Source organism: Mycobacterium sp. E1747, from assembly GCF_001667775.1.
Lineage (GTDB): Bacteria > Actinomycetota > Actinomycetes > Mycobacteriales > Mycobacteriaceae > Mycobacterium.
In genome coordinates this window covers 19,980-39,140 of the sequence record NZ_LZJI01000249.1, presented here as the reverse complement: position 1 = coordinate 39,140, position 19,161 = coordinate 19,980, and the positions used below count along the sequence as shown (strand labels likewise).

The 19,161-nt window shown below is 68.8% G+C and carries 18 protein-coding genes; 11 read left to right on the top strand and 7 right to left on the bottom strand.

Annotated features, from left to right (window positions below; translation table 11 throughout):
* Positions 1-35 precede the first annotated feature (35 nt).
* Complete coding sequence (ipdF, locus tag A5695_RS26370; RefSeq protein WP_068089642.1) at positions 36-824, bottom strand: (5R,7aS)-5-hydroxy-7a-methyl-1-oxo-2,3,5,6,7,7a-hexahydro-1H-indene-carboxyl-CoA reductase; 789 nt, start codon at positions 822-824, stop codon at positions 36-38.
* Entirely contained in the window at positions 821-1,972 is a 1,152-nt protein-coding gene (gene ipdE1 / locus A5695_RS26365) for an acyl-CoA dehydrogenase IpdE1 (RefSeq protein ID WP_068089639.1), read from the bottom strand. The genes ipdF and ipdE1 overlap by 4 nt, the downstream gene beginning before the upstream one ends.
* 94 nt (positions 1,973-2,066) lie before the next feature.
* Here ipdE1 and fadD3 point away from each other — a divergent pair, with 94 nt between their 5' ends.
* The 5 genes from fadD3 to A5695_RS26340 are packed head-to-tail and all read left to right on the top strand — an operon-like array spanning position 2,067 to position 7,796.
* Positions 2,067-3,611 carry a 3-((3aS,4S,7aS)-7a-methyl-1,5-dioxo-octahydro-1H-inden-4-yl)propanoate--CoA ligase FadD3 gene (gene fadD3, locus A5695_RS26360; RefSeq protein WP_068089636.1) on the top strand — a complete coding sequence of 515 codons (1,545 nt, stop codon included), beginning with the start codon at positions 2,067-2,069 and terminating at the stop codon, positions 3,609-3,611.
* On the top strand, positions 3,612-4,757 hold the full coding sequence (locus A5695_RS26355; protein WP_068089633.1) for an acyl-CoA dehydrogenase family protein: 1,146 nt from the start codon (positions 3,612-3,614) through the stop codon (positions 4,755-4,757). It begins immediately after the preceding gene.
* On the top strand, positions 4,754-5,689 hold the full coding sequence (locus A5695_RS26350) for an acyl-CoA dehydrogenase family protein (protein WP_068089630.1): 936 nt from the start codon (positions 4,754-4,756) through the stop codon (positions 5,687-5,689). Before A5695_RS26355 ends, A5695_RS26350 begins: the two co-directional genes overlap by 4 nt.
* Positions 5,686-6,642: an acyl-CoA dehydrogenase family protein gene (locus A5695_RS26345; protein ID WP_156749865.1), complete on the top strand. Its 957-nt coding sequence runs from the start codon at positions 5,686-5,688 to the stop codon at positions 6,640-6,642. Before A5695_RS26350 ends, A5695_RS26345 begins: the two co-directional genes overlap by 4 nt.
* Positions 6,639-7,796 (top strand): pyridoxal phosphate-dependent aminotransferase, encoded by a 1,158-nt coding sequence (locus A5695_RS26340; protein ID WP_068089627.1) that lies wholly within the window; start codon positions 6,639-6,641, stop codon positions 7,794-7,796. Before A5695_RS26345 ends, A5695_RS26340 begins: the two co-directional genes overlap by 4 nt.
* Here the strand turns inward: A5695_RS26340 and A5695_RS26335 are convergent.
* Positions 7,793-8,623: an arylamine N-acetyltransferase gene (locus A5695_RS26335; protein ID WP_068089799.1), complete on the bottom strand. Its 831-nt coding sequence runs from the start codon at positions 8,621-8,623 to the stop codon at positions 7,793-7,795. The genes A5695_RS26340 and A5695_RS26335 overlap by 4 nt on opposite strands.
* A gap of 95 nt (positions 8,624-8,718) precedes the next feature.
* Between A5695_RS26335 and A5695_RS26330 the strand changes: the two genes are divergently transcribed.
* The 4 genes from A5695_RS26330 to A5695_RS26315 all read left to right on the top strand — a co-directional run bounded on the left by A5695_RS26330 (position 8,719) and on the right by A5695_RS26315 (position 13,771).
* On the top strand, positions 8,719-9,321 hold the full coding sequence (locus A5695_RS26330; protein WP_068089624.1) for a DsbA family protein: 603 nt from the start codon (positions 8,719-8,721) through the stop codon (positions 9,319-9,321).
* A 125-nt stretch (positions 9,322-9,446) separates the two neighbouring features.
* Entirely contained in the window at positions 9,447-12,599 is a 3,153-nt protein-coding gene (locus A5695_RS26325; RefSeq protein ID WP_068089621.1) for a serine/threonine-protein kinase, read from the top strand.
* Positions 12,600-12,622: 23 nt separating this feature from the next.
* A complete protein-coding gene (locus A5695_RS26320) occupies positions 12,623-13,153 on the top strand; it encodes a nitroreductase/quinone reductase family protein (protein ID WP_068089618.1) in 531 nt (176 codons plus the stop codon).
* A 159-nt stretch (positions 13,154-13,312) separates the two neighbouring features.
* Positions 13,313-13,771 carry a hypothetical protein gene (locus tag A5695_RS26315; protein WP_231974989.1) on the top strand — a complete coding sequence of 153 codons (459 nt, stop codon included), beginning with the start codon at positions 13,313-13,315 and terminating at the stop codon, positions 13,769-13,771.
* Here the strand turns inward: A5695_RS26315 and hsaB are convergent.
* From hsaB to hsaA, 4 genes are read right to left on the bottom strand one after another with little or no spacing between them, the layout of a single operon-like run.
* Positions 13,768-14,331 carry a 3-hydroxy-9,10-secoandrosta-1,3,5(10)-triene-9,17-dione monooxygenase reductase subunit gene (hsaB, locus tag A5695_RS26310; protein ID WP_068089612.1) on the bottom strand — a complete coding sequence of 188 codons (564 nt, stop codon included), beginning with the start codon at positions 14,329-14,331 and terminating at the stop codon, positions 13,768-13,770. The genes A5695_RS26315 and hsaB overlap by 4 nt on opposite strands.
* A 2-nt stretch (positions 14,332-14,333) precedes the next feature.
* Positions 14,334-15,236 (bottom strand): iron-dependent extradiol dioxygenase HsaC, encoded by a 903-nt coding sequence (hsaC, locus tag A5695_RS26305; protein WP_068089609.1) that lies wholly within the window; start codon positions 15,234-15,236, stop codon positions 14,334-14,336.
* A complete protein-coding gene (hsaD, locus tag A5695_RS26300) occupies positions 15,236-16,111 on the bottom strand; it encodes a 4,5:9,10-diseco-3-hydroxy-5,9,17-trioxoandrosta-1(10),2-diene-4-oate hydrolase (RefSeq protein WP_068089606.1) in 876 nt (291 codons plus the stop codon). Before hsaD ends, hsaC begins: the two co-directional genes overlap by 1 nt.
* A gap of 2 nt (positions 16,112-16,113) precedes the next feature.
* A complete protein-coding gene (gene hsaA / locus A5695_RS26295; protein WP_068089604.1) occupies positions 16,114-17,298 on the bottom strand; it encodes a 3-hydroxy-9,10-secoandrosta-1,3,5(10)-triene-9,17-dione monooxygenase oxygenase subunit in 1,185 nt (394 codons plus the stop codon).
* A gap of 159 nt (positions 17,299-17,457) precedes the next feature.
* Here hsaA and A5695_RS26290 point away from each other — a divergent pair, with 159 nt between their 5' ends.
* Both A5695_RS26290 and A5695_RS26285 read left to right on the top strand, forming a co-directional pair.
* Entirely contained in the window at positions 17,458-18,540 is a 1,083-nt protein-coding gene (locus A5695_RS26290; protein ID WP_068089601.1) for a ferredoxin--NADP reductase, read from the top strand.
* Between the two features lie 50 nt (positions 18,541-18,590).
* A complete protein-coding gene (locus A5695_RS26285; protein WP_068089598.1) occupies positions 18,591-19,124 on the top strand; it encodes a hypothetical protein in 534 nt (177 codons plus the stop codon).
* The last annotated feature ends 37 nt before the right edge of the window (positions 19,125-19,161 follow it).

Sequence of the window (19,161 nt, the reverse complement as noted above, 5' to 3'; positions counted from 1 at the left end):
TATCAACCAAGCGCTTGCTTGGCCAACCCGTCCACTCAGGGGTGCTGGCTGGACACCGAGATGACCTCGCCGGTGAGGTAGCTGGAATAGTCGCTGGCCAGGAAGGCGACGGTGGCCGCGACCTCCCACGGCTCGGCGGCCCGCCCGAACGCCTCCCCGGCGGACAGCCGGTCGAGCAGGTCGGCCGAGGTGGTCTTGTCGAGGAATTTGTGGCGGGCGATGCTCGGCGACACCGCGTTGATGCGCACCCCGTATTCGACTGCTTCCATTGCGCTGCAACGGGTTAACGCCATCACGCCCGCCTTGGCGGCGGCGTAGTGCGACTGCGAGTGCTGCGCCCGCCAGCCCAAAACGCTTGCGTTGTTGACGATCACGCCGCCGTGCGCGGCCTCGCGGAAGTACCGCAGCGCCGCCCGGGTGGCCCGGAACACCGACGACAGGGTCACGTCCAGGACGCGGTCCCACTCGTCGTCGGTCATGTCCACCACCGGGGTCTGGCCGCCCAGGCCGGCGTTGTTAACCAGCACGTCGAGCCGGCCCATCCGGGCGGTGGTGGACGCGATCAGCGCGTCCACCTGCGCGGTGGACGTCACGTCACACAGCACGCCCTCGACGCGGCCCAACCCCAGCGCGGACAGCTCCTCGGCCGTCTCCCCCAGCCGGCGTTCGTGGTGGTCGGACACCACCACATCGGCACCCTCGGCCAGCGCGCGCTTGGCGGTCGCCGAGCCGATTCCGGTGCCCGCGGCCGCGGTGACGACGACGACCTTGCCCTGCAAAAGCCCATGCCCGGCAACCTCTTTCGGAGCTTCGGACAGGCTCATCCCTTTACCTCCCGGGGCAGGCCGAGCACCCGCTCGGCGATGATGTTGCGCTGGATCTCGTTGGATCCGCCGTAGATGGTGTCGGCGCGGGTGAACAGGAACAGCCGCTGCCATTGGTCGAATTCGCCGTTGGACAGGGTCAGCCCCGCCTTGCCGACCACGTCCATCGCCAGCTCCCCCAGCGCGCGATGCCAGTTGGCCCACAACAACTTCGACACGTTGTCCTGGCCCTCGACGGCTCGTCCTTCCAAGGTGGCCAGCGCGTAGCTGCGCATCGCGCGCAACCCGGTCCACGCGCGGGTCAGCCGCTCGCGGATGAAGGGGTCGTCGGCGGCGCCGTTGCGCCGCGCCACGTCGGCGAGGTTGGAAAGCTCACGGGCATAGCGGATCTGCTGCCCGAGCGTCGACACGCCGCGCTCGAAGGTCAGCGTGCCCATCGCAACCCGCCAGCCGTCGCCGGGTTCGCCGACCACCAGAGTGGCGTCGGTGCGGGCGTCGTCGAAAAACACCTCGTTGAACTCCGAGTCTCCGGTCAGCTGGATGATCGGGCGCACCTGCACCCCGGGCTGATCCAGCGGCACCAGCAGGTAGGACAGGCCGGCATGCCGCTTGGAGCCCTTCTGGGTGCGAGCGACCACGAAGCACCACTGCGCCCAGTGCGCCAGCGACGTCCACACCTTCTGGCCGTTGATCACCCACTGGTCGCCGTCCAGCTCGGCGGTGGTGGACACGTTCGCCAGGTCGCTGCCGGCGCCCGGCTCGGAATAGCCCTGACACCACAGCTCGGTGACGTCGAGGATTTTTGGCAGGAACCGCTGTTGCTGCTCCGGCGTCCCGAAGGCGATCAGCGTCGGGCCGAGCAGCTCCTCGCCGAAGTGGTTGACCTTGTCCGGCGCGTCGGCTTTGGCGTACTCCTCGTAGAACGCCACCCGGTGCGCGGTCGACAGCCCACGGCCGCCGTGCTCGACGGGCCAGCCCAGGCAGGTCAGACCGGCCCTGGCGAGATGCTGGTTCCACGCCCGGCGCTCTTCGAATGCCTCGTGCTCGCGCCCCGGTCCGCCCAGACCCTTGAGAGCTGCGAATTCGCCGACCAGGTTGTCGGCGAGCCAACCGCGGACCTCCGCCCGGAACTCCTCGACGTCCTGCATGCCCTGTAGGCTAACCTACCAAGCACTTGCTTTGTCGGCTCGGTGACGATGCACGCCAGGGAGGAACCGAGCAATCCAGGTAGGAGCAGTCTCGATGACCGGCGATGTCCGCACCATTCCCGCGGCGCTGGACCGTTTTGCGAGTCGGTTTCCCGACCACGACGCGTTGATCACCGACACGCGGTCGTTCACGGCGGCCGCCCTGCGCGACGAGGTGCACCGCGCCGCCGCCGCGCTGATCAACCTCGGCGTGCGGGCGGGCGACCGGGTGGCCATCTGGTCGCCCAACACCTGGCACTGGGTGGTCGCCTGCCTGGCCATTCACCACGCCGGCGCCGCAATGGTGCCCCTGAACACCCGCTATACCGCCGAGGAAGCCGCCGACATCCTGGCCCGCACCGGGGCACCCGTGCTGTTCGGCATGGGCAGCTTCCTGGGCCACGATCGCATCGCCGACCTGGATCGGAGTGCCTTGCCCGCACTGCGGCACATCGTCCGGATTCCGATCGAGGCCGACGATCCCGTTCCAGGGACGTGGGACGACTTCATCACGCGCGGCACCGACCTCGAGGCGGTCGCCACCCGCGCCGCCACCGTCACCCCGGACGACGTCAGCGACATCCTGTTCACCTCGGGCACCACCGGCCGCAGCAAAGGGGTGCTGTGCGCGCACCGGCAGTCGCTGTCGGCCTCGGCGTCATGGGCGGCCAACGGCAAGATCACCAGCGACGACCGCTACCTGTGCATCAACCCGTTCTTCCACAACTTCGGCTACAAGGCGGGCATCCTGGCCTGCCTGCAGACCGGCGCGACGCTGATTCCGCACCTGACCTTCGACCCGCTGCGCGCGCTGCAGGCGATCGAGCGGCACCGCATCACGGTGTTACCGGGACCGCCCACGATCTACCAGACCCTGCTGGACCATCCGCGGCGCGACGACTACGACCTCAGTTCGCTGCGGTTCGCGGTGACGGGGGCGGCCACCGTGCCCGTGGTGCTGGTGGAGCGCATGCAGTCCGAACTCGACATCGACATCGTGCTGACGGCGTACGGACTCACCGAAGCCAACGGGATGGGCACGATGTGCCGCGCCGACGACGACGCGGTCACCGTCGCCACCACCTGCGGGCGCCCGTTCGCCGACTTCGAATTGCGGATCGACTCAAGCGCTCCCGCAGAGGCGGGCGAGGTGTTGCTGCGCGGGCCGAATGTGATGCTGGGCTACCTCGACGACCCGGAGGCCACGGCGGCGGCCATCGATGCCGACGGTTGGCTGCACACCGGTGACATCGGCGCCATCGACGACGCCGGTAACCTGCGCATCACCGACCGGCTCAAGGACATGTACATCTGCGGCGGCTTCAACGTCTACCCCGCCGAGGTCGAGCAGGTGCTCGCGCGGATGACGGGGGTGGCCGACGCCGCGGTGATCGGGATCCCCGACGAGCGCCTCGGCGAGGTCGGCCGGGCCTTCGTCGTGCCCAGGCCCGGCGCCGACCTCGACGAGCAATCCGTGATCGCTTATACCCGTGAACATTTGGCGAACTTCAAGGCACCACGTTCGGTGCTGTTCGTCGACGCGTTGCCGCGCAATCCGGGCGGCAAGGTGGTCAAACCACAACTGCGAGAGCTGGCCTGAATGGATCTGGAGTTAGACGAGGAGACCCTGGCGTTTGCGGCCGAGGTCCGTGAATTCATGTCCGCCAACGCCGAGGCGATCCCGACGAAGTCCTATGACAACGCAGAGGGTTTCGCGCAGCACCGGCACTGGGACCGTGTGCTGTTCGACGCCGGGCTGTCGGTGATCACCTGGCCGAAGAAGTACGGTGGTCGCGATGCTCCGCTGTTGCATTGGGTGGTGTTCGAGGAGGAGTATTTTCGCGCCGGCGCCCCGGGCCGGGCCAGCGCCAACGGCACCTCGATGCTGGCCCCGACGTTGTTCGCGCACGGCACCCAAGAACAGATGGACCGCATCCTGCCGAAAATGGCTAGCGGCGAACAGATCTGGGCGCAAGCATGGTCGGAGCCGGAGTCCGGCAGCGACCTGGCCTCGCTGCGATCCACCGCGACCAAGACCGACGGAGGCTGGCTGCTCAACGGGCAGAAGATCTGGAGTTCGCGGGCGCCGTTCGCCGAGATGGGCTTCGGGCTGTTCCGGTCGGACCCGGAAGCCGAGCGGCACAACGGCCTGACCTACGTCATGTTCGACCTGTTGGCCAAGGGCGTCACCGTGCGGCCCATCGTGCAGTTGGGCGGCGATACCGGATTCGGCGAGATCTTCCTCGACGACGTGTTCGTGCCCGATCACGACGTGATCGGTACGCCGAACGACGGTTGGCGGGCGGCCATGAGCACGTCGAGCAACGAGCGGGGCATGTCGCTGCGCAGCCCGGCGCGCTTCCTGGCGACCGCCGAGCGACTGGTGCGTCTGTGGAAGGACAGCGGCTCACCGCCCGCGTTCGCCGACCGGGTGGCCGATGGCTGGATCAAGGCGCAGGCCTACCGGCTGCAGACCTTCGGCACGGTCACCCGGCTGGCCGACGGCGGTGAGCTCGGCGCCGAGTCGTCGGTGACCAAGGTGTTCTGGTCCGACCTCGACGTCGACCTGCACCAGACCGCGCTGGACATCCTCGCCGCCGACGGCGAGCTCGCCGGCAGTTGGACGGACGGCCTGCTGTTCGCCCTGGGCGGGCCGATCTACGCCGGCACCAACGAGATTCAGCGCAACATCATCTCGGAGCGGCTGCTGGGCCTGCCCCGCGAGAAGTCCGGGGGCAAGAAGTGAAATTTGCGCTAGACGAACAGCAACGCGACTTCGCGGCCAGTATCGATGCCGCGCTCGGCGCGGCCGACCTGCCCGGTGCGATCCGCGCCTGGTCCGCCGGCGACACCGCGCCCGGCCGCAAGGTGTGGGAGCAGCTGGCCGACCTCGGCGTCACCGCCCTGGCGGTTCCGGAGAAGTTCGACGGCATCGAGGCGCACCCGGTGGACCTGGTGGTAGCGCTCGAACGCCTCGGACGCTGGTGTGTGCCCGGGCCGGTGGCCGAATCCATCGCCGTCGCACCGGTTTTGCTCGCCTCTGACGAACGGTGCGCGAGGCTGGCCTCCGGTGAGCTCGTCGCCACGGTCGCCTTCCCGCCGCACGCACCCCGCGCGGTGGACGCCGACTCCGCCGGACTGGTGCTGTTGGCCACCGACGACGGGGCCAGCGAAGCCGCGGCCGGTGACCGACACGAGTCGGTCGATCCGAGCCGGCCCCTCTACGACGTGACCGCCACCGGACAACCCTGGCGGGCGGATGCGCTGCGCGCCTTCGAGTTCGGCGCGCTGGCCACCGCTGCGCAGCTGGTCGGCGCGGCCGAGGCGCTGCTACGCGACACCGTCGACTACGCCAAGCAGCGCGCGCAGTTCGGCCGGGTGATCGGGTCCTATCAGGCGATCAAGCACAAGCTCGCCGACGTGCACATCGCGATCGAACTCGCCAGGCCGCTGCTCTACGGCGCGGCGCTGTCGATGGAGCCCCGCGACGTCAGCGCGGCCAAGGCGGCCGCGTCCGAGGCGGGCCTCCTGGCGGCGCGATCCGCGTTGCAGACCCACGGGGCGATCGGCTTCACGCAGGAACACGACCTGTCGCTTTGGTTGCTGCGCGTGCAAGCATTGCGTTCGGCATGGGGCACTCCCGAGGCGCATCGGCGGCGAGTGCTGGAGGCGCTGTGACCGTGAACGAAGAACGGGAGATGCTGCGGGAGACCGTCGCGGCGTTGGTGGCCAAGCACGCCAACCCGGCGGCGGTGCGCGCCGCGATGGACTCCGAGCGCGGTTACGACGAGTCGCTGTGGCGGATGCTCTGTGAGCAGGTCGGGGCCGCCGCTCTGGTCATCCCCGAGGAGCTGGGCGGCGCGGGCGGCGAATTGGCCGACGCTGCAACCGTTTTGCAGGAGCTGGGCCGGGCGCTGGTGCCCTCACCGCTGCTGGGCACCACGCTGGCGGAGCTGGCACTGCTGAGCGCGCCGGAGCCCGATGCCGAGACGCTGGGCGGCCTCGCCGAGGGCACCTCGATCGGCGCGCTGGTTTTCGACGCCGACTACGTCGTCAATGGGGACACCGCCGACGTCGTCGTCGCCGCCACCGACGGGCGGCTGGCCCGGTGGACCCGCTTCACCGCGGAGCCGGCCGTCACCATGGACCCGACCCGGCGGCTCGCGCGCGTCACGCCCGAAGACACCGAAGCGGTCGGCGCCGACCCCGGCCTCGCCGACACCGCGGCCATCCTGCTCGCGGCCGAGCAGATCGGCGCCGCCGAACGCTGCCTCGAATTGACCGTCGAATACGCCAAGAACAGGGTGCAGTTCGGCCGGCCCATCGGCAGCTTCCAGGCGCTCAAACACCGGATGGCCGATCTGTACGTCATGATCGCCGCGGCAAAGGCGGTGGTGGCCGAAGCCTGCGACGATCCCACCCCGACGAATGCGGGGACCGCGCGGCTGGCCGCCACCGAGGCGCTGTTCAGCGCGGCCGCCGAAGGCATCCAGTTGCACGGCGGGATCGCGATCACCTGGGAACACGACATGCACCTGTACTTCAAGCGCGCCCACGGCAGCGCCCACCTGCTCAGCACAACGCGGGAAGTCCTCGCACGACTGGAATCCGAGGTGCTCGAACCGTCGTGAACGACCATGTCGCGCGACGCGCCGCGATCCCGCCGTTCTACGTGATGGACGTGTGGCTGGCCGCCGCCGAGCGCCAGCGCAGCCACGGCGACCTGGTGAACCTGTCGGCGGGCCAGCCGAGCGTAGGAGCGCCCGAGCCGGTGCGCGCCGCGGCGGCGGCCGCCCTGCACGTGAACGAGCTGGGTTACACCGTCACACTGGGCATTCCGGAGCTGCGCGCGGCGATAGCGACGGATTATCTACGCCAGCACGGGCTTCGGGTCGAACCCGGCGAGGTGGTGTTGACCACCGGCTCGTCCGGCGGATTCCTGCTCGCATTCCTGGCGTGCTTCGATGCGGGCGACCGGGTGGCGCTGGCCAGCCCCGGCTACCCGTGCTACCGAAACATCCTGTCCGCCTTGGGGTGCGAGGTGGTCGAGATCCCGTGCGGACCGCAAACCCGTTTCCAGCCCACCGTGCAGATGCTCGAACGACTGGATCCGCCACCGCACGGCGTGATCGTCGCCAGCCCGGCCAATCCCACCGGGACCGTGATAGCGCCGGCCGAGCTGGCCGCGATCGCCTCGTGGTGCGAGGCGTCCGGGGTTCGGCTGATCAGCGACGAGGTTTACCACGGCCTGATCTACGAGGGGGCGCCGCAGACCAGCTGCGCCTGGCAGACATCGCGAGACGCGGTGGTGGTCAACAGCTTTTCCAAGTACTACGCGATGACGGGCTGGCGGCTGGGCTGGATGCTGGTACCGCCCGCACTGCTGCGCGCCGTGGATCGCCTGACCGGCAACTTCACCATCTGCCCGCCGGTGCTGTCACAGCTCGCCGCGGTCGCGGCCTTCACACCGGAGTCGACGGCCGAGGCCGACGACAACCTGCACCACTACGCGACCAATCGCACACTGCTGCTCGACGGGCTGCGCCGGATCGGCATCGACCGGCTCGCGCCCACCGACGGAGCGTTCTACGTGTACGCCGACGTCTCCGAACTCACCACCGACTCGACCGCGTTCTGCTCGAAACTGTTGAGCGACACCGGCGTTGCCATCGCGCCGGGTATCGATTTCGACACCACACACGGCGATTCGTTCGTCCGGCTGTCGTTCGCCGGGCCTACGAACGACATCGAAGAGGCCCTGCGTCGCATCGGGTCCTGGATCTAAGCGTCCAGGATCTTATCGAGGCGAGCCTCGAGCGCGCCGCGATCGCCGACGTCGGACACGTTGATGCCGAACCGATCCCTGAGGGTGTCCACCACCGCGGCGGCGTCGTCGAGGCGGATCTTCTCGCTGGCTTCGGCGCGGTGCACGGCCAGGTTCCGGCCGGCCAGGTTCAGCCGGGCGTCGTCGGTGACGCGCGCGGCCGTCAGTCCGGTGACGAAATGCGACGAGGGGTGCGTCGAGACGTACCAGCTGCCCACCGCCAGGTCGATGTCCGGCGCGGTGCGGGTGCTGAATTCGTAGAGCGGCTGCCACTCCCCGCGAACCTGGGCCTGCAGGACCAGCCCGTCGCCGCGGTCCTCCAGCCGGTAGGGCTCGTGCGTCGTCTGCTGCACGGTGCCGGTCTCGATCCGCAGCGGCGAGGTGGGTGTCTGCCCGCCGAAGCCGACGTCGACCAGGTATGAACCGTGGGAGCCGGGGAACGTCACCGCCAACACGGTGTGTGTCTGCGGCGGTGACGGCGCGTCGGGCGGCCGCATCCACACCACCCGGCCGGCCAGGCGCCGCACCCGAAAGCCGAGCTCGGTGAGCACGTAGCCCATCAAGCCGTTGTGCTCGTAGCAAAAGCCGCCGCGGCCCCGCGCAACGAGCTTGCGGGCAAGGGCCCCCGGACCCAGGTCGTCGACCGGCACCCCCATCACCGGATCGAGGTTCTCGAAAGGAATCGCTTTGGTGTGCGCGCTCACCAACGCCTGCAGGACCTCGAGGTCGGGCGCCGTGGCTCCGCGGTAACCGATCCGTTCGAAGTACTGGCCCAGGTTCAGCGTCATAACGCCATTGTGCTGCCAGATCATCGGCAGGCATGCGATGGCCGGCAGCGGGTATGCCGCTCGGTAGCCCAAGCCTTGGATCGAAGGAGGAGCCCGTGGCCGATGTCGACCTGTATCTCGACCCCGTCTGTCCGTTCTCCTGGGTGACCGCGCGCTGGCTGCTCGATGCCGGGCACGCGACGGACACGCCCGTTGCCCTGCGGCAGATGAGCCTGGCGGTCCTCAACGAGGGTCAGGACGCCGACGACAAACAGCGACACATGATGGAGCGATCGACGCGGTTGGGACGGCTGTTCGCCGCCGCTGTCGGCGAGCGGGGGCCGGAAGTGTTCGCCGGCCTCTACGCCTCTATCGGCCGTCGCATCCACGTGGACGGGGAGGACCTGACCGCCCCCGCCGTCCGCGCTGCCCTGGCCGAGAACGGCCTGGCGGAACACCTCGCCGAAGCGCAGGACGACTCCGGCTTGGACGAGGCCGTCAAGCAGGCGCACCAAGCCAGCCAGGATGCGCTGGGCGACGAGGCCGGCAGCCCGATCATCGCGGTCGACGGCCGCGCGTTCTCCGGGCCGGTGCTTACCCGAACCCTCAAGACACCGGACGCCGTTCGGCTGCTGGAGGCTGTGTTCACCATGGCCGCCATTCCCGAATTCGCCGCGCTGCAACGGCCGTATGAAGGCCCCCCGACCATCGAGGCCTGAGCTCGGGCATCGCCCGAGCTCAGCAGCGGGCGAACGAAGGTTGCCGGAAAAGCACATCCGTGATGTTCTGAGCGCTAATCTTGAGCTCGCCAAGAACATATTTCGCGGAGGGTTGAGGCCAGCAAATGCCCGAAGAGCCCCGGCCCGACAGTGTCGCACCGGTACCGAGCGGCATCGCCGCGGAGCTGGCGGCCGCGGGATTCGAGGACGCCCGCCAGGTGGCCCGGGGCGGGGCCGGGGTCATTTACTGTTGCTACGAGACCGCTCTCGGGCGAAGTGTCGCGGTGAAGGTGTTGCCGTCGCACATCGACGATGACAGCCGTGAACGGTTCCTTCGCGAGGGCTATGCGATGGGCGGCCTCTCCGGGCATCCGAACATCGTCAACATCCTGCGGGTCGGCGTCACCCCGACCGGTAAGCCGTACATCGTGATGCCTTACCACTCAGCGGATTCGCTGGCGGTTCGGCTGCGCCGGGAGGGGCCGGTGGCCTGGCCCGAGGCACTGCGTATCGGCGTAAAGCTTTGCGGCGCACTGGAAACCGCGCACCGGACCGGCACGCTGCACCGCGACATCAAGCCCGCGAACATCCTCGTGAACGACTACGGCGAGCCGCAGCTCAGTGATTTCGGGATCGCCCACATCGAAGGCGGATACGAGACGGCGACCGGGTTCTTCTCGGGCACCATCGACTTCACCGCGCCCGAGGTGATGACGGGCAATCCCGCCACGGTGGCTTCCGACATGTATTCACTGGGCGCCACGCTTTACGCGCTCATCGCCGGCAACGCCGCGCACGAACGCAAGAAGGGCGAGGACCTGATCGCGCAGTATCTGCGGATCAGCACCACCGGGATTCCTGACATGCGCCCCGACGGTATCCCGGACGCGGTGTGCACGGCGATCGAGAGGGCGATGTCGATCGACGCGGCCGAGCGGCCCGCGTCGGCCGAGGAGTTCGGCCGCGAACTGCAGGCCGCCCAGCGCGCCAACGGTCTGAAACCCGACGCGATGGCCATCACCGGGCGCCCTTCGGCCGCCGCGGCCGACACGCCATATGCTGCGCCGTCCGGGGTGCACAGCGACGTGTCGCGGCCGTCCGGCCTGCACACCGCGAGCATGCCCCCGCCGACGCGGGGGCCGACCGGGCACGACGACCCAACCTCCGCGATCAGCGCCCACATCGCGAGCGAACACGCGCTGGAGACCGCCGCGTTACCGCAGTCGGGCCCCGCCGAGCTGTCGGAGGCGGCCAGCCTGCTACGCGGCGGGCACGCGTCGGCGACACAGCCCAAGATGCGGCCACCCGGTACCGCCGGGTGGCCGGGTCCGAACGGCGGCGTCCAGGGCCCCCCACGGGGCCCCCGGGCCCGGGCTGCCGCGTGGTTCGCGGAACCGGGGAAGAAGCGGAACCGCATCGCGCTGACCGCCGGCGCGCTGGCGGCGGTCCTGCTCCTGGTCATCGGCGTCGTCTATTTCGCGCTTTCACCCGATAACAAGGCCGGTTCCCATGGCGCCCCCGGGCAACCGACTGCGCAGCCGCCCATGCAGTGGAAACCGATCACCAACGCCCGGATTTCGCGGGACGCCGCGGCCACCACCCAGGCTGACGGCACGATCTGGATCTTCGGCGGGATCCGCAGCGACGGCGCCCTCACCGGACTACAAGAGGGCTACGACCCCGTCATCGACAGCTGGAAGGGCGGCGACGATCTCCCCGTTCCGGTCTCTCACGCGATGGCGGTGACTTGGCAGGGCAACCCCGTCGTACTCGGCGGGTGGAAATCCGACGGCGGCAAAAACGTTGCGTCCGACCAGGTTTGGCGGGTCATCAACAGCCACTGGGTGGAGCTTCCGCACCTGCTGCAGCCCCGAGCCGCCGCGGCGGCGGCCGTGGTCGGTGACCGACTGGTGGTGACGGGCGGTGTCGACGCGTCCGGCGCGCTGCTGAACACCACCGAGGTGTTCGACGGCAACGCCTGGACCCTCGGTGCGCAAATCCCGACCCCGCGGCAGATGCTGGCGGCGGCCTCCGACGGGAAGCTGGTGTACGCGGTCGGCGGCACCAATGGGACTGCCGATCTGCCGACGGTGGAGGCCTACGACCCGGCCGCGAAGGGTTGGGCGCCGCTGCCGCCGCTGACCCAGCCGCGCAGCGACCTCGGCGTGGCGATCGTCGACGGGCGCCTGGTCGCCGCCGGCGGCGTGTCGGCGGGGCAGGTGCTCAAGAGCGTTTCGGCGTTCGACCTGATGACCAAGACGTGGTCCGGATTGCCCGACATGGCGACCCCGCGGCACGGCATGGCCGTCGACGCGGTGGAGAAGTCCGTCTACGCCATCGGCGGATCGACCGCCGTCGGCGACGGCCAGCTCACCTCGTCGGCGGAAGCGCTGAAGCTGCCCGCCCGGCGGATCCAGCCGGCGTCGCAGTGGCGCTCGCTCCCGGACGCGCCGACCCCCCGGCTGATGATGGCCTGGGCCGTGCAGGACGACAAGATCTGGATCCTCGGGGGCCTGCGGAACGGCACCGCGTTGCAGACCGTCGAGAGCTACGACCCGCACACCGGCGTTTGGCAGACCGGGCCGCCGTTGCCCATCCCGCTGCACCACGCGGCCGCGGCGACCTACCGCGGCGAGGTGGTGGTGCTCGGCGGGGCGAGCGATCAGCTCGCCGACGCGTCCGACAAGGTATTCGCGCTGCGCGGCGGCAATTGGGTTGAGCTACCCCATCTCACGCACCCGCGCGCCGCGCCGGCCGCCGCCGTGGTGGGCGACAAACTGGTCGCGGTGGGCGGGCAGAACGCCAAACAGCTCGTCCCGCAGACCGAGGTCTTCGACGGCAATTCGTGGAAGGACGCCGCCGACATGCCGACCCCCCGCGAACACCTGGCCGCGGTATCGGACGGCACCTACGTGTACGCGATCGGCGGCAGGTTCCTCTCCGCCGACAAGAACTCCTCGGCCAACGAACGGTTCGATCCCGGATCGGGCTCCTGGACCAAATTGGTGGGCATGCCGACCCCGCGGGGAAGCTACGGCGCGACCTACATCGACGGCCGCATCGTGGTGGTCGGTGGCGAGGAACCGACGATGGTGCTCAACGTCGTCGAGATGTACGACATTGCCAACGCCAAGTGGAGCACCCTGACCCCGATGCCCACCGCGAGGCACGCCGAGGTGGTGGCGACGGTCGGCAATACCGTCTACTGCATCGGCGGCGCGAACCGCCCGACCCACGAGGGCCCGATCGCGACGGTCGAGGCGCTGGACTTCATGTAACGGCCGCCCATGAGCGCGCGGGGATGAACCGGCGACGAGCCGTCGACTGGCTGTACGGCGCCAAGCGATGGATGTATCGGGGTGGGAGACCGCGCTTCGCGGCGAGGGTGATGAACCGGCTCTCCGCGCTGCAGTATTCGGCGGGTCTCGCGTCCCCGTCGCGGGCGATGACCCTCGAGGTACGGGGCAGGCGGTCCGGGCGAGTGGTCGCGGTCCCGGTGGTCGTCGTCGATCACGACGGCAGGCGCTACCTGGTGTCGATGCTCGGCGAAGAGGCGAACTGGGTGCGCAATGTTCGCGCCGCCGACGGGCGGGCCGTCCTGCGACGAAGGCGCGCCGAACCGGTGCACCTGGTCGAGGTGGCCGCCGAGGACCGCGCACCAATCTTGCGCCGCTACCTCGCGATTGCTCCCGGAGCGCGCCCCCACCTTCCGCTCGGCGGCGACGCACCGGTGACCGAATTCGCGCGTATCGCCGCTCACTACCCCGTCTTTCGGGTCACCCCCGACGATTCGTTTCAGCGGCAAGGTCGCGGGCGCGCCGGTAGGCACTGAGGAACAGCGCGACAAGGCCGGCGCGGCCGGATAGCGGCCCAGGTCACCCGGCCGGAGCCCGCCCGATCCAGGCGGTTGTTTTACTTGCGCCAGATAGGGGGATCCCACTACGAGCCAGCGCCCAGCGCGAGCCGAAAACCGATCTGATGGGAGCCCATGATGAACAGCAGCGCTATTTGGATCGTGGTCGCCGCCGCGGCGGTCCTGGTGATTCTCGTCGTCCTCGTCGCGGTCACCAGGATGCGGGGTCGTCGGCGGCAACGGCAGGCGCAGGAGATTCGCGAACAGGCCAAGCTTGAGACGGCGAAGGTCGAACGCCGCGAAGCCCTCGCCCAGGAGACGGCCGCCAAGGCCCGCGCCGCCCAAGCCGAGGCGGAGGCCAAGGCGGCGGAGGCCGCTCGGCTGCAGGAGCGGGCGGCCAACCATCAGAGCGAGGTCGCGGCGTCAAGAGAGCAACTGCAGGAGCAGTTGAAGCGCGCCGACGCACTGCACCCCGAAGCCGACGCGAAGCGGGCCGGCAAGCAGGACGATCCCAACGCGGCGTGGTCCTCGGAGGCGAACGATCCGGCGACGGACGTCCAGGCCATGCGGCACGAAACGTACCGCGGGACGCCCTAGAGCCAGGTGTCCTGTGTGGTGGCGGTGAGAAACGCCTCCAGGTCGTCGCGCCACTGCGCCGGCGTCGTCTTGTCCGGTTCGATCCCGGTGTATTCCCCGCGATAGAACAGCAGCGGGCGCGGCTTGATCTTGGGTGCCTCCGACAGCGACTGCACAGCGCCGAATACCACGAAATGGTCGCCACCGTCGTGCACGGAGGCCACCGTGCAGTCGATGTAGGCCAGCGACCCGCCGATGATCGGTGAACCGAGTTCCGAGGCGTGCCAGTCGATTCCGGCGAACTTGTCCGCTTCCTTCGAGCCGAAGCGCGCGGAGACGTGCTTTTGCTTCTCGGTCAGCACGTTGACGCAGAACCGGCCGCTGGCCTCAATGGCCTGCCAGGATCGCGACACCTTGGTCGGGCAGAACAACACCAGCGGCGGATCCAGCGACAGGGCCGCGAAAGACTGGCAGGCAAAGCCGATCGGGACATCGTCGTGCACCGTGGTGATGATCGTGATGCCGGTGCAGAACTGGCCCAGCACCTGCCGGAAGGCCCGCGGATCGATCGGCGCCGACATGACTACCCGCGGGCGCCGACCGTGAAGTCATGGCCCCACAAACTTACAGCGGTGCTTTCCCGGGCCACCCAGTCGTCATCCTCCACTTGCCGTCCCTCACAACCGAATTCGACGTCGAACCCGCCGGGCGTCTTCATGTAGAAGGACAGCATGAGGTCGTTGACGTGGCGGCCCAGGGTGGCCGACATGGGCACCTTGCGGCGCAGCGCCCGGTCCAGGCACAGACCCACGTCGTCGGCGTTCTCGACCTCCATCATCAGGTGCACGATGCCACTGGGCGTCGGCAGCGGCAGGAAGGCCAGGCTGTGATGGCGCGGGTTGCAGCCGAAGAAGCGCAGCCACGCGGGCGCGCCATCCGCGGGCCGGCCGACCACCTGCGGGGGCATCCGCATCGAGTCACGCAGCTTGAAGCCGAGCACGTCCCGGTAGAAGTGCAACGCCTCGTCGTCGTCGCGGGTGGACAACACCACGTGTCCCAGACCCTGCTCGCCGGTGACGAACGTGTGCCCGTACGGGCTGACCACGCGCCGGTGCTCCAGCGCGACCCCGTGGAACACTTCCAGGCAGTTGCCGGACGGGTCGGCGAACCGGATCATCTCGGCGACCCGCCGATCCGCCAGCTGGGCGGCGGTGGCCTCCTTGTAGGGGACGCCCTCGACGTCGAGCCGATTCCGAATCTCTTGCAGTCCTTCGGAGTTGGCGCATTCCCAGCCCGCCTCCATGAGGTGATCCCGCTCGCCCGGCACGATCACCAGCCGGGCCGGGAAGTCGTCCATACGCAAATACAGCGCGCCCTCGGTGTCGCCTTGGCCCTCGACCATGCCGAGCACCTTCAGGCCGTATTCACGCCAGGCCGCCATGTCGGTGGCCTCGATGCGCAGATAGCCCAGCGAACGGATGCTCATCACGCACCTCCCAGGAAATCAACGGTCAACTTGTTGAACTCGTCGAACTTCTCCACCTGCGCCCAGTGCCCACACTGCCCGAAAACGTGGAGCTGCGCACGCGGAATGGTCTTCAGCGCGACCAGCGCGCCGTCCAGCGGGTTGACCCGGTCCTCGCGGCCCCAGATCAACAGCACCGGCTGGCGCAGCCGGTGCACCTCGCGCCACATCATGCCGAGCTCGAAATCGGCCCCCGCGAACGACATTCCCATCGCCCGGGTCGCGGTGAGCGACTCCGGCGTGCTGGCCAGCGCGAACCGCTCGTCGATCAGCTCGGGCGTGATCAGCTTCTGGTCGTAGACCATGACCCGCAGGAACGCCTCGAGGTTTTCCCGGGTCGGCTGAGCAGAGAACTTCCCCAGCCGTTTGACGCCCTCGGTCGGATCGGGAGCGAACAGGTTGATGCTCAGCCCCCCGGGCCCCATCAGCACCAGCCGGCCGGCCCGGTCCGGGTAGTCGAGGGCGAACCGGACCGCGGTGCCCCCACCCAGCGAATTACCTACCAGCGGAACGCGTCCCAATCCCAGCTGGTCGAACAGCCCCTTGAGCGCCCGCGCGGCGTAGTGGTTGAACTGCCCGTGTTCGGCGCGCTTGTCGGAGAGCCCGTAGCCGGGCTGATCGACGGCGAGCACGTGAAAGCGCTGCGCTAGCACCGGAATGTTTCGCGCGAAGTTCGTCCAGCTCGCCGCGCCGGGACCGCCGCCGTGTAGCAGCACCACGGTCGTCTCGTTGCCGACCCCGGCCTCGTGATAGTGCAGCTTCAGCGGTCCGTCGACGTCGACTTCGGCGAAGCGCGAGGTCGACTCGAACGTCAATTCCCCCGTTGTGGCCGTCATTGCTAGACCATCGTGTCGCCCGGCGGCAACCCGAACTCGTTGTTCCCGAAGATCTGGTAAGCCCGCTCGGGGTCGTTGGCCGCGTGCACCCGGCCCGCGTGTGCGTCACGCCAGAACCGTTGCACCGGTTGGTCGTTGGCCAGCGCGGTGGCGCCCGAAGCCTCGAACAGCCGGTCGATGGAAGCGATCGCCCGCCCGGTCGCCCGCACCTGGTCGCGCCGGGCGCGGGCGCGCAGCTCGAAGGGGATCTCCTTGCCCGCGGACAGCAACGCGTATTCGTCGGCCACGTTGCCGCTCAACTGGCGCCACGCCGCGTCGATGTCGCTGGCCGCCTCGGCGATGCGCACCTTGGCGAACGGGTCGTCCTTGGCCTTCTCCCCGGCGAACGCCGCGCGCACCCGCTTTCCCTGGTGCTCCACGTGCGCGTCGTACGCGCCGTAGGCCATGCCGACGATCGGTGCGGAAATGGTGGTGGGATGCATTGTGCCCCAAGGCATTTTGTAAACGGGGGCGGTGTTGGTCTGATACCCGCCGGCGGTGCCGTCGTTCATCGCCTTGTAGGACAGGAACCGGTGCCGGGGGACGAAGACGTCCTTGACCACCACCGTGTTGCTGCCGGTGCCGCGCAGGCCCACGACGTGCCACACGTCGTCGATGCGGTACTCACTGCGCGGGATCAAGAAGCTGCCGAAGTCGACCGGTCGGCCGTCCTTGATCACCGGACCGCCGAGGAAGGCCCACGTGGCGTGGTCGCATCCCGACGACCAGTTCCAGGAACCGTTGACCAGATATCCGCCATCGGCCACCACGCCGGCGCCCATCGGCGCGTACGACGACGAGACCCGCACGTTCGGGTCGTCGCCCCACACTTCCTCCTGGGCCTGCTGGTCGAACAGCGCCAGATGCCAGTTGTGCACGCCGATGATCGAGCTCACCCAACCGGTGGAACCGCACGCGCTGGCCAGCCGCCGCACGGCCTCGTAGAACAGGCCCGGATCGCATTGCAGGCCGCCCCACTGCTCGGGCTGCAGCAGGGTGAAGAACCCGATCTCCTGCAGCTCCTGAACGGTCTCGTCGGGCAGCCGCCGCAAATCCTCCGTCGCCTGCGCACGCTCGGAAATCCGCGGCAGCAGATCGTCGATGCCGGCCAGAACCGACTGCGCGTCGCGTTGTTGAATGGACGTCACTTAAGTTTGCCTCCTGGGCCAGACTTACTCAGCGGGCTTACACCAGAGACTAGAACACGTTCCGATTTGTGTCGAGCAGGGTATTCCTGCGGCTGGTAGCGATGCGAATCCGCTTTTCTGTAACATGTTCTAGTTGTAACGAGAGGGAGGGTGGGGTCCGTGGCCGAGGCCAACCTCGACGAGCCGCTCGGTGACCATGTCCTTGAACTGCAGATCGCCGAGGTCGTCGCCGAGACTGACGACGCGCGGTCGCTGGTGTTCGCGGTACCCGACGAGCCGGGCGACCCCGACATCCCGCCCGAACGGCTGCGCTACGCGCCCGGACAGTTCTTGACACTGCGCGTTCCCAGCGAGCGCACCGGGTCGGTGGCCCGTTGCTACTCGCTGTGCAGCTCGCCGTTCACCGACGACGCGCTGACCGTCACGGTCAAGCGGACCGCGGACGGCTACGCGTCGAACTGGCTCTGCGAACACGCGCGGGCCGGCATGCGGATCCACGTGCTGGCCCCGTCGGGCAACTTCGTGCCCAAGACACTCGACGACGACTTCCTGTTGCTGGCCGCGGGCAGCGGGATCACCCCGATCATGTCGATCGCCAAGTCGGCCCTCGCCGAGGGCAGCGGCCAGGTGACCCTGCTCTACGCCAACCGTGACGACAGGTCGGTGATCTTCGCCGACGCGCTGCGCGAACTGTCCGCCAAGTACCCCGACCGGTTCACCGTGGTGCACTGGCTGGAATCGCTGCAGGGGATGCCGAGCGTGGCCGCGCTGGCGAGGCTCGCCTCGCCCTATACCGGCCGGCCGGTATACATCTGCGGACCCGGACCATTCATGGACGCGGCCCGCGACGCGCTGGAATCGCTGGAAGTGCCTGCGGCGCAAGTGCATATCGAGGTGTTCAAGTCGCTGGACTCCGACCCGTTCGCGACGGTGAAGATCGACGACACCGCCCCGGGCGACTCGCCGCCGGCCACCGCGGTGGTGCAGCTCGACGGTGAGACCCATACCGTGTCGTGGCCGCGCAGCGCCAAATTGCTCGACGTCCTGCTGGCGAAGGGCCTCGACGCGCCGTTCTCCTGCCGCGAGGGCCACTGCGGCGCATGCGCGTGCACCCTGCGCAGCGGCAAGGTGAGCATGGAGGTCAACGACGTGCTCGAGCAGCAAGACCTCGACGACGGGCTGATCCTGGCCTGTCAATCCCACCCGGAATCTGATTCGGTAGAAGTCACCTACGACGAATAGTCGCGGGGTTAGGTTCACCGTGAGGGTTGGCGAACCGAAAGGGGAGCAGCATGAAGCGACTGATCACCGGGTTTGCGGTCATCGGCTCGGCGTTGACCTTCCTGCCCGCCCCGTTCGCGGGCGCGGCCAGCAACACCGCCACCACGCTGTTCCCCCTCGACGGGCCCAACCAGCTCGAGACGCGCACCATCCTGAACTGCTTCAAGGCCGACGGCCACTGCGACTTCACCGCCGGGGCGGACATGCTGACGCCCGACGGGGTGACCGGCTTCCCGAACGGCCTCTGGGCCCGACAGACCACCGAGATCCGCTCGTCCAACCGGCTGGCCTACCTGGACGCGCACGCCGACGGTGAGCACGAGCGGGTGATGAAGTCGATGGGCTCCGACGAGATCACCACCGTCTACTTCGGCGAGGGCCCGCCGGAGAAGTACCAGACGACCGGGCGCATCGACTCCACCGACTGGCAGACCGGTCAGCCCAAGACCGACAACAACGTCATCGTCTGCACCCACATCCAGGTGGTCTATCCCGGCGTCAACATCACCTCGCCCAGCACCTGCGCGCAGACGACGTTCTCCTGAGGGGCTGGCCGCCGAGCCGGTAAATCTGCAGACAAAG

Coding starts and splice junctions, on each gene's coding strand:
- ipdF (WP_068089642.1), bottom strand. CDS start 824: ATGAGCCTGTCCGAAGCTCCGAAAGAGGTTGCCGGGCATGGGCTTTTG.
- ipdE1 (WP_068089639.1), bottom strand. CDS start 1,972: ATGCAGGACGTCGAGGAGTTCCGGGCGGAGGTCCGCGGTTGGCTCGCC.
- fadD3 (WP_068089636.1), top strand. CDS start 2,067: ATGACCGGCGATGTCCGCACCATTCCCGCGGCGCTGGACCGTTTTGCG.
- A5695_RS26355 (WP_068089633.1), top strand. CDS start 3,612: ATGGATCTGGAGTTAGACGAGGAGACCCTGGCGTTTGCGGCCGAGGTC.
- A5695_RS26335 (WP_068089799.1), bottom strand. CDS start 8,623: ATGACGCTGAACCTGGGCCAGTACTTCGAACGGATCGGTTACCGCGGA.
- A5695_RS26325 (WP_068089621.1), top strand. CDS start 9,447: ATGCCCGAAGAGCCCCGGCCCGACAGTGTCGCACCGGTACCGAGCGGC.
- A5695_RS26320 (WP_068089618.1), top strand. CDS start 12,623: ATGAACCGGCGACGAGCCGTCGACTGGCTGTACGGCGCCAAGCGATGG.
- A5695_RS26315 (WP_231974989.1), top strand. CDS start 13,313: ATGAACAGCAGCGCTATTTGGATCGTGGTCGCCGCCGCGGCGGTCCTG.
- hsaB (WP_068089612.1), bottom strand. CDS start 14,331: ATGTCGGCGCCGATCGATCCGCGGGCCTTCCGGCAGGTGCTGGGCCAG.
- hsaC (WP_068089609.1), bottom strand. CDS start 15,236: ATGAGCATCCGTTCGCTGGGCTATCTGCGCATCGAGGCCACCGACATG.
- hsaD (WP_068089606.1), bottom strand. CDS start 16,111: ATGACGGCCACAACGGGGGAATTGACGTTCGAGTCGACCTCGCGCTTC.
- A5695_RS26285 (WP_068089598.1), top strand. CDS start 18,591: ATGAAGCGACTGATCACCGGGTTTGCGGTCATCGGCTCGGCGTTGACC.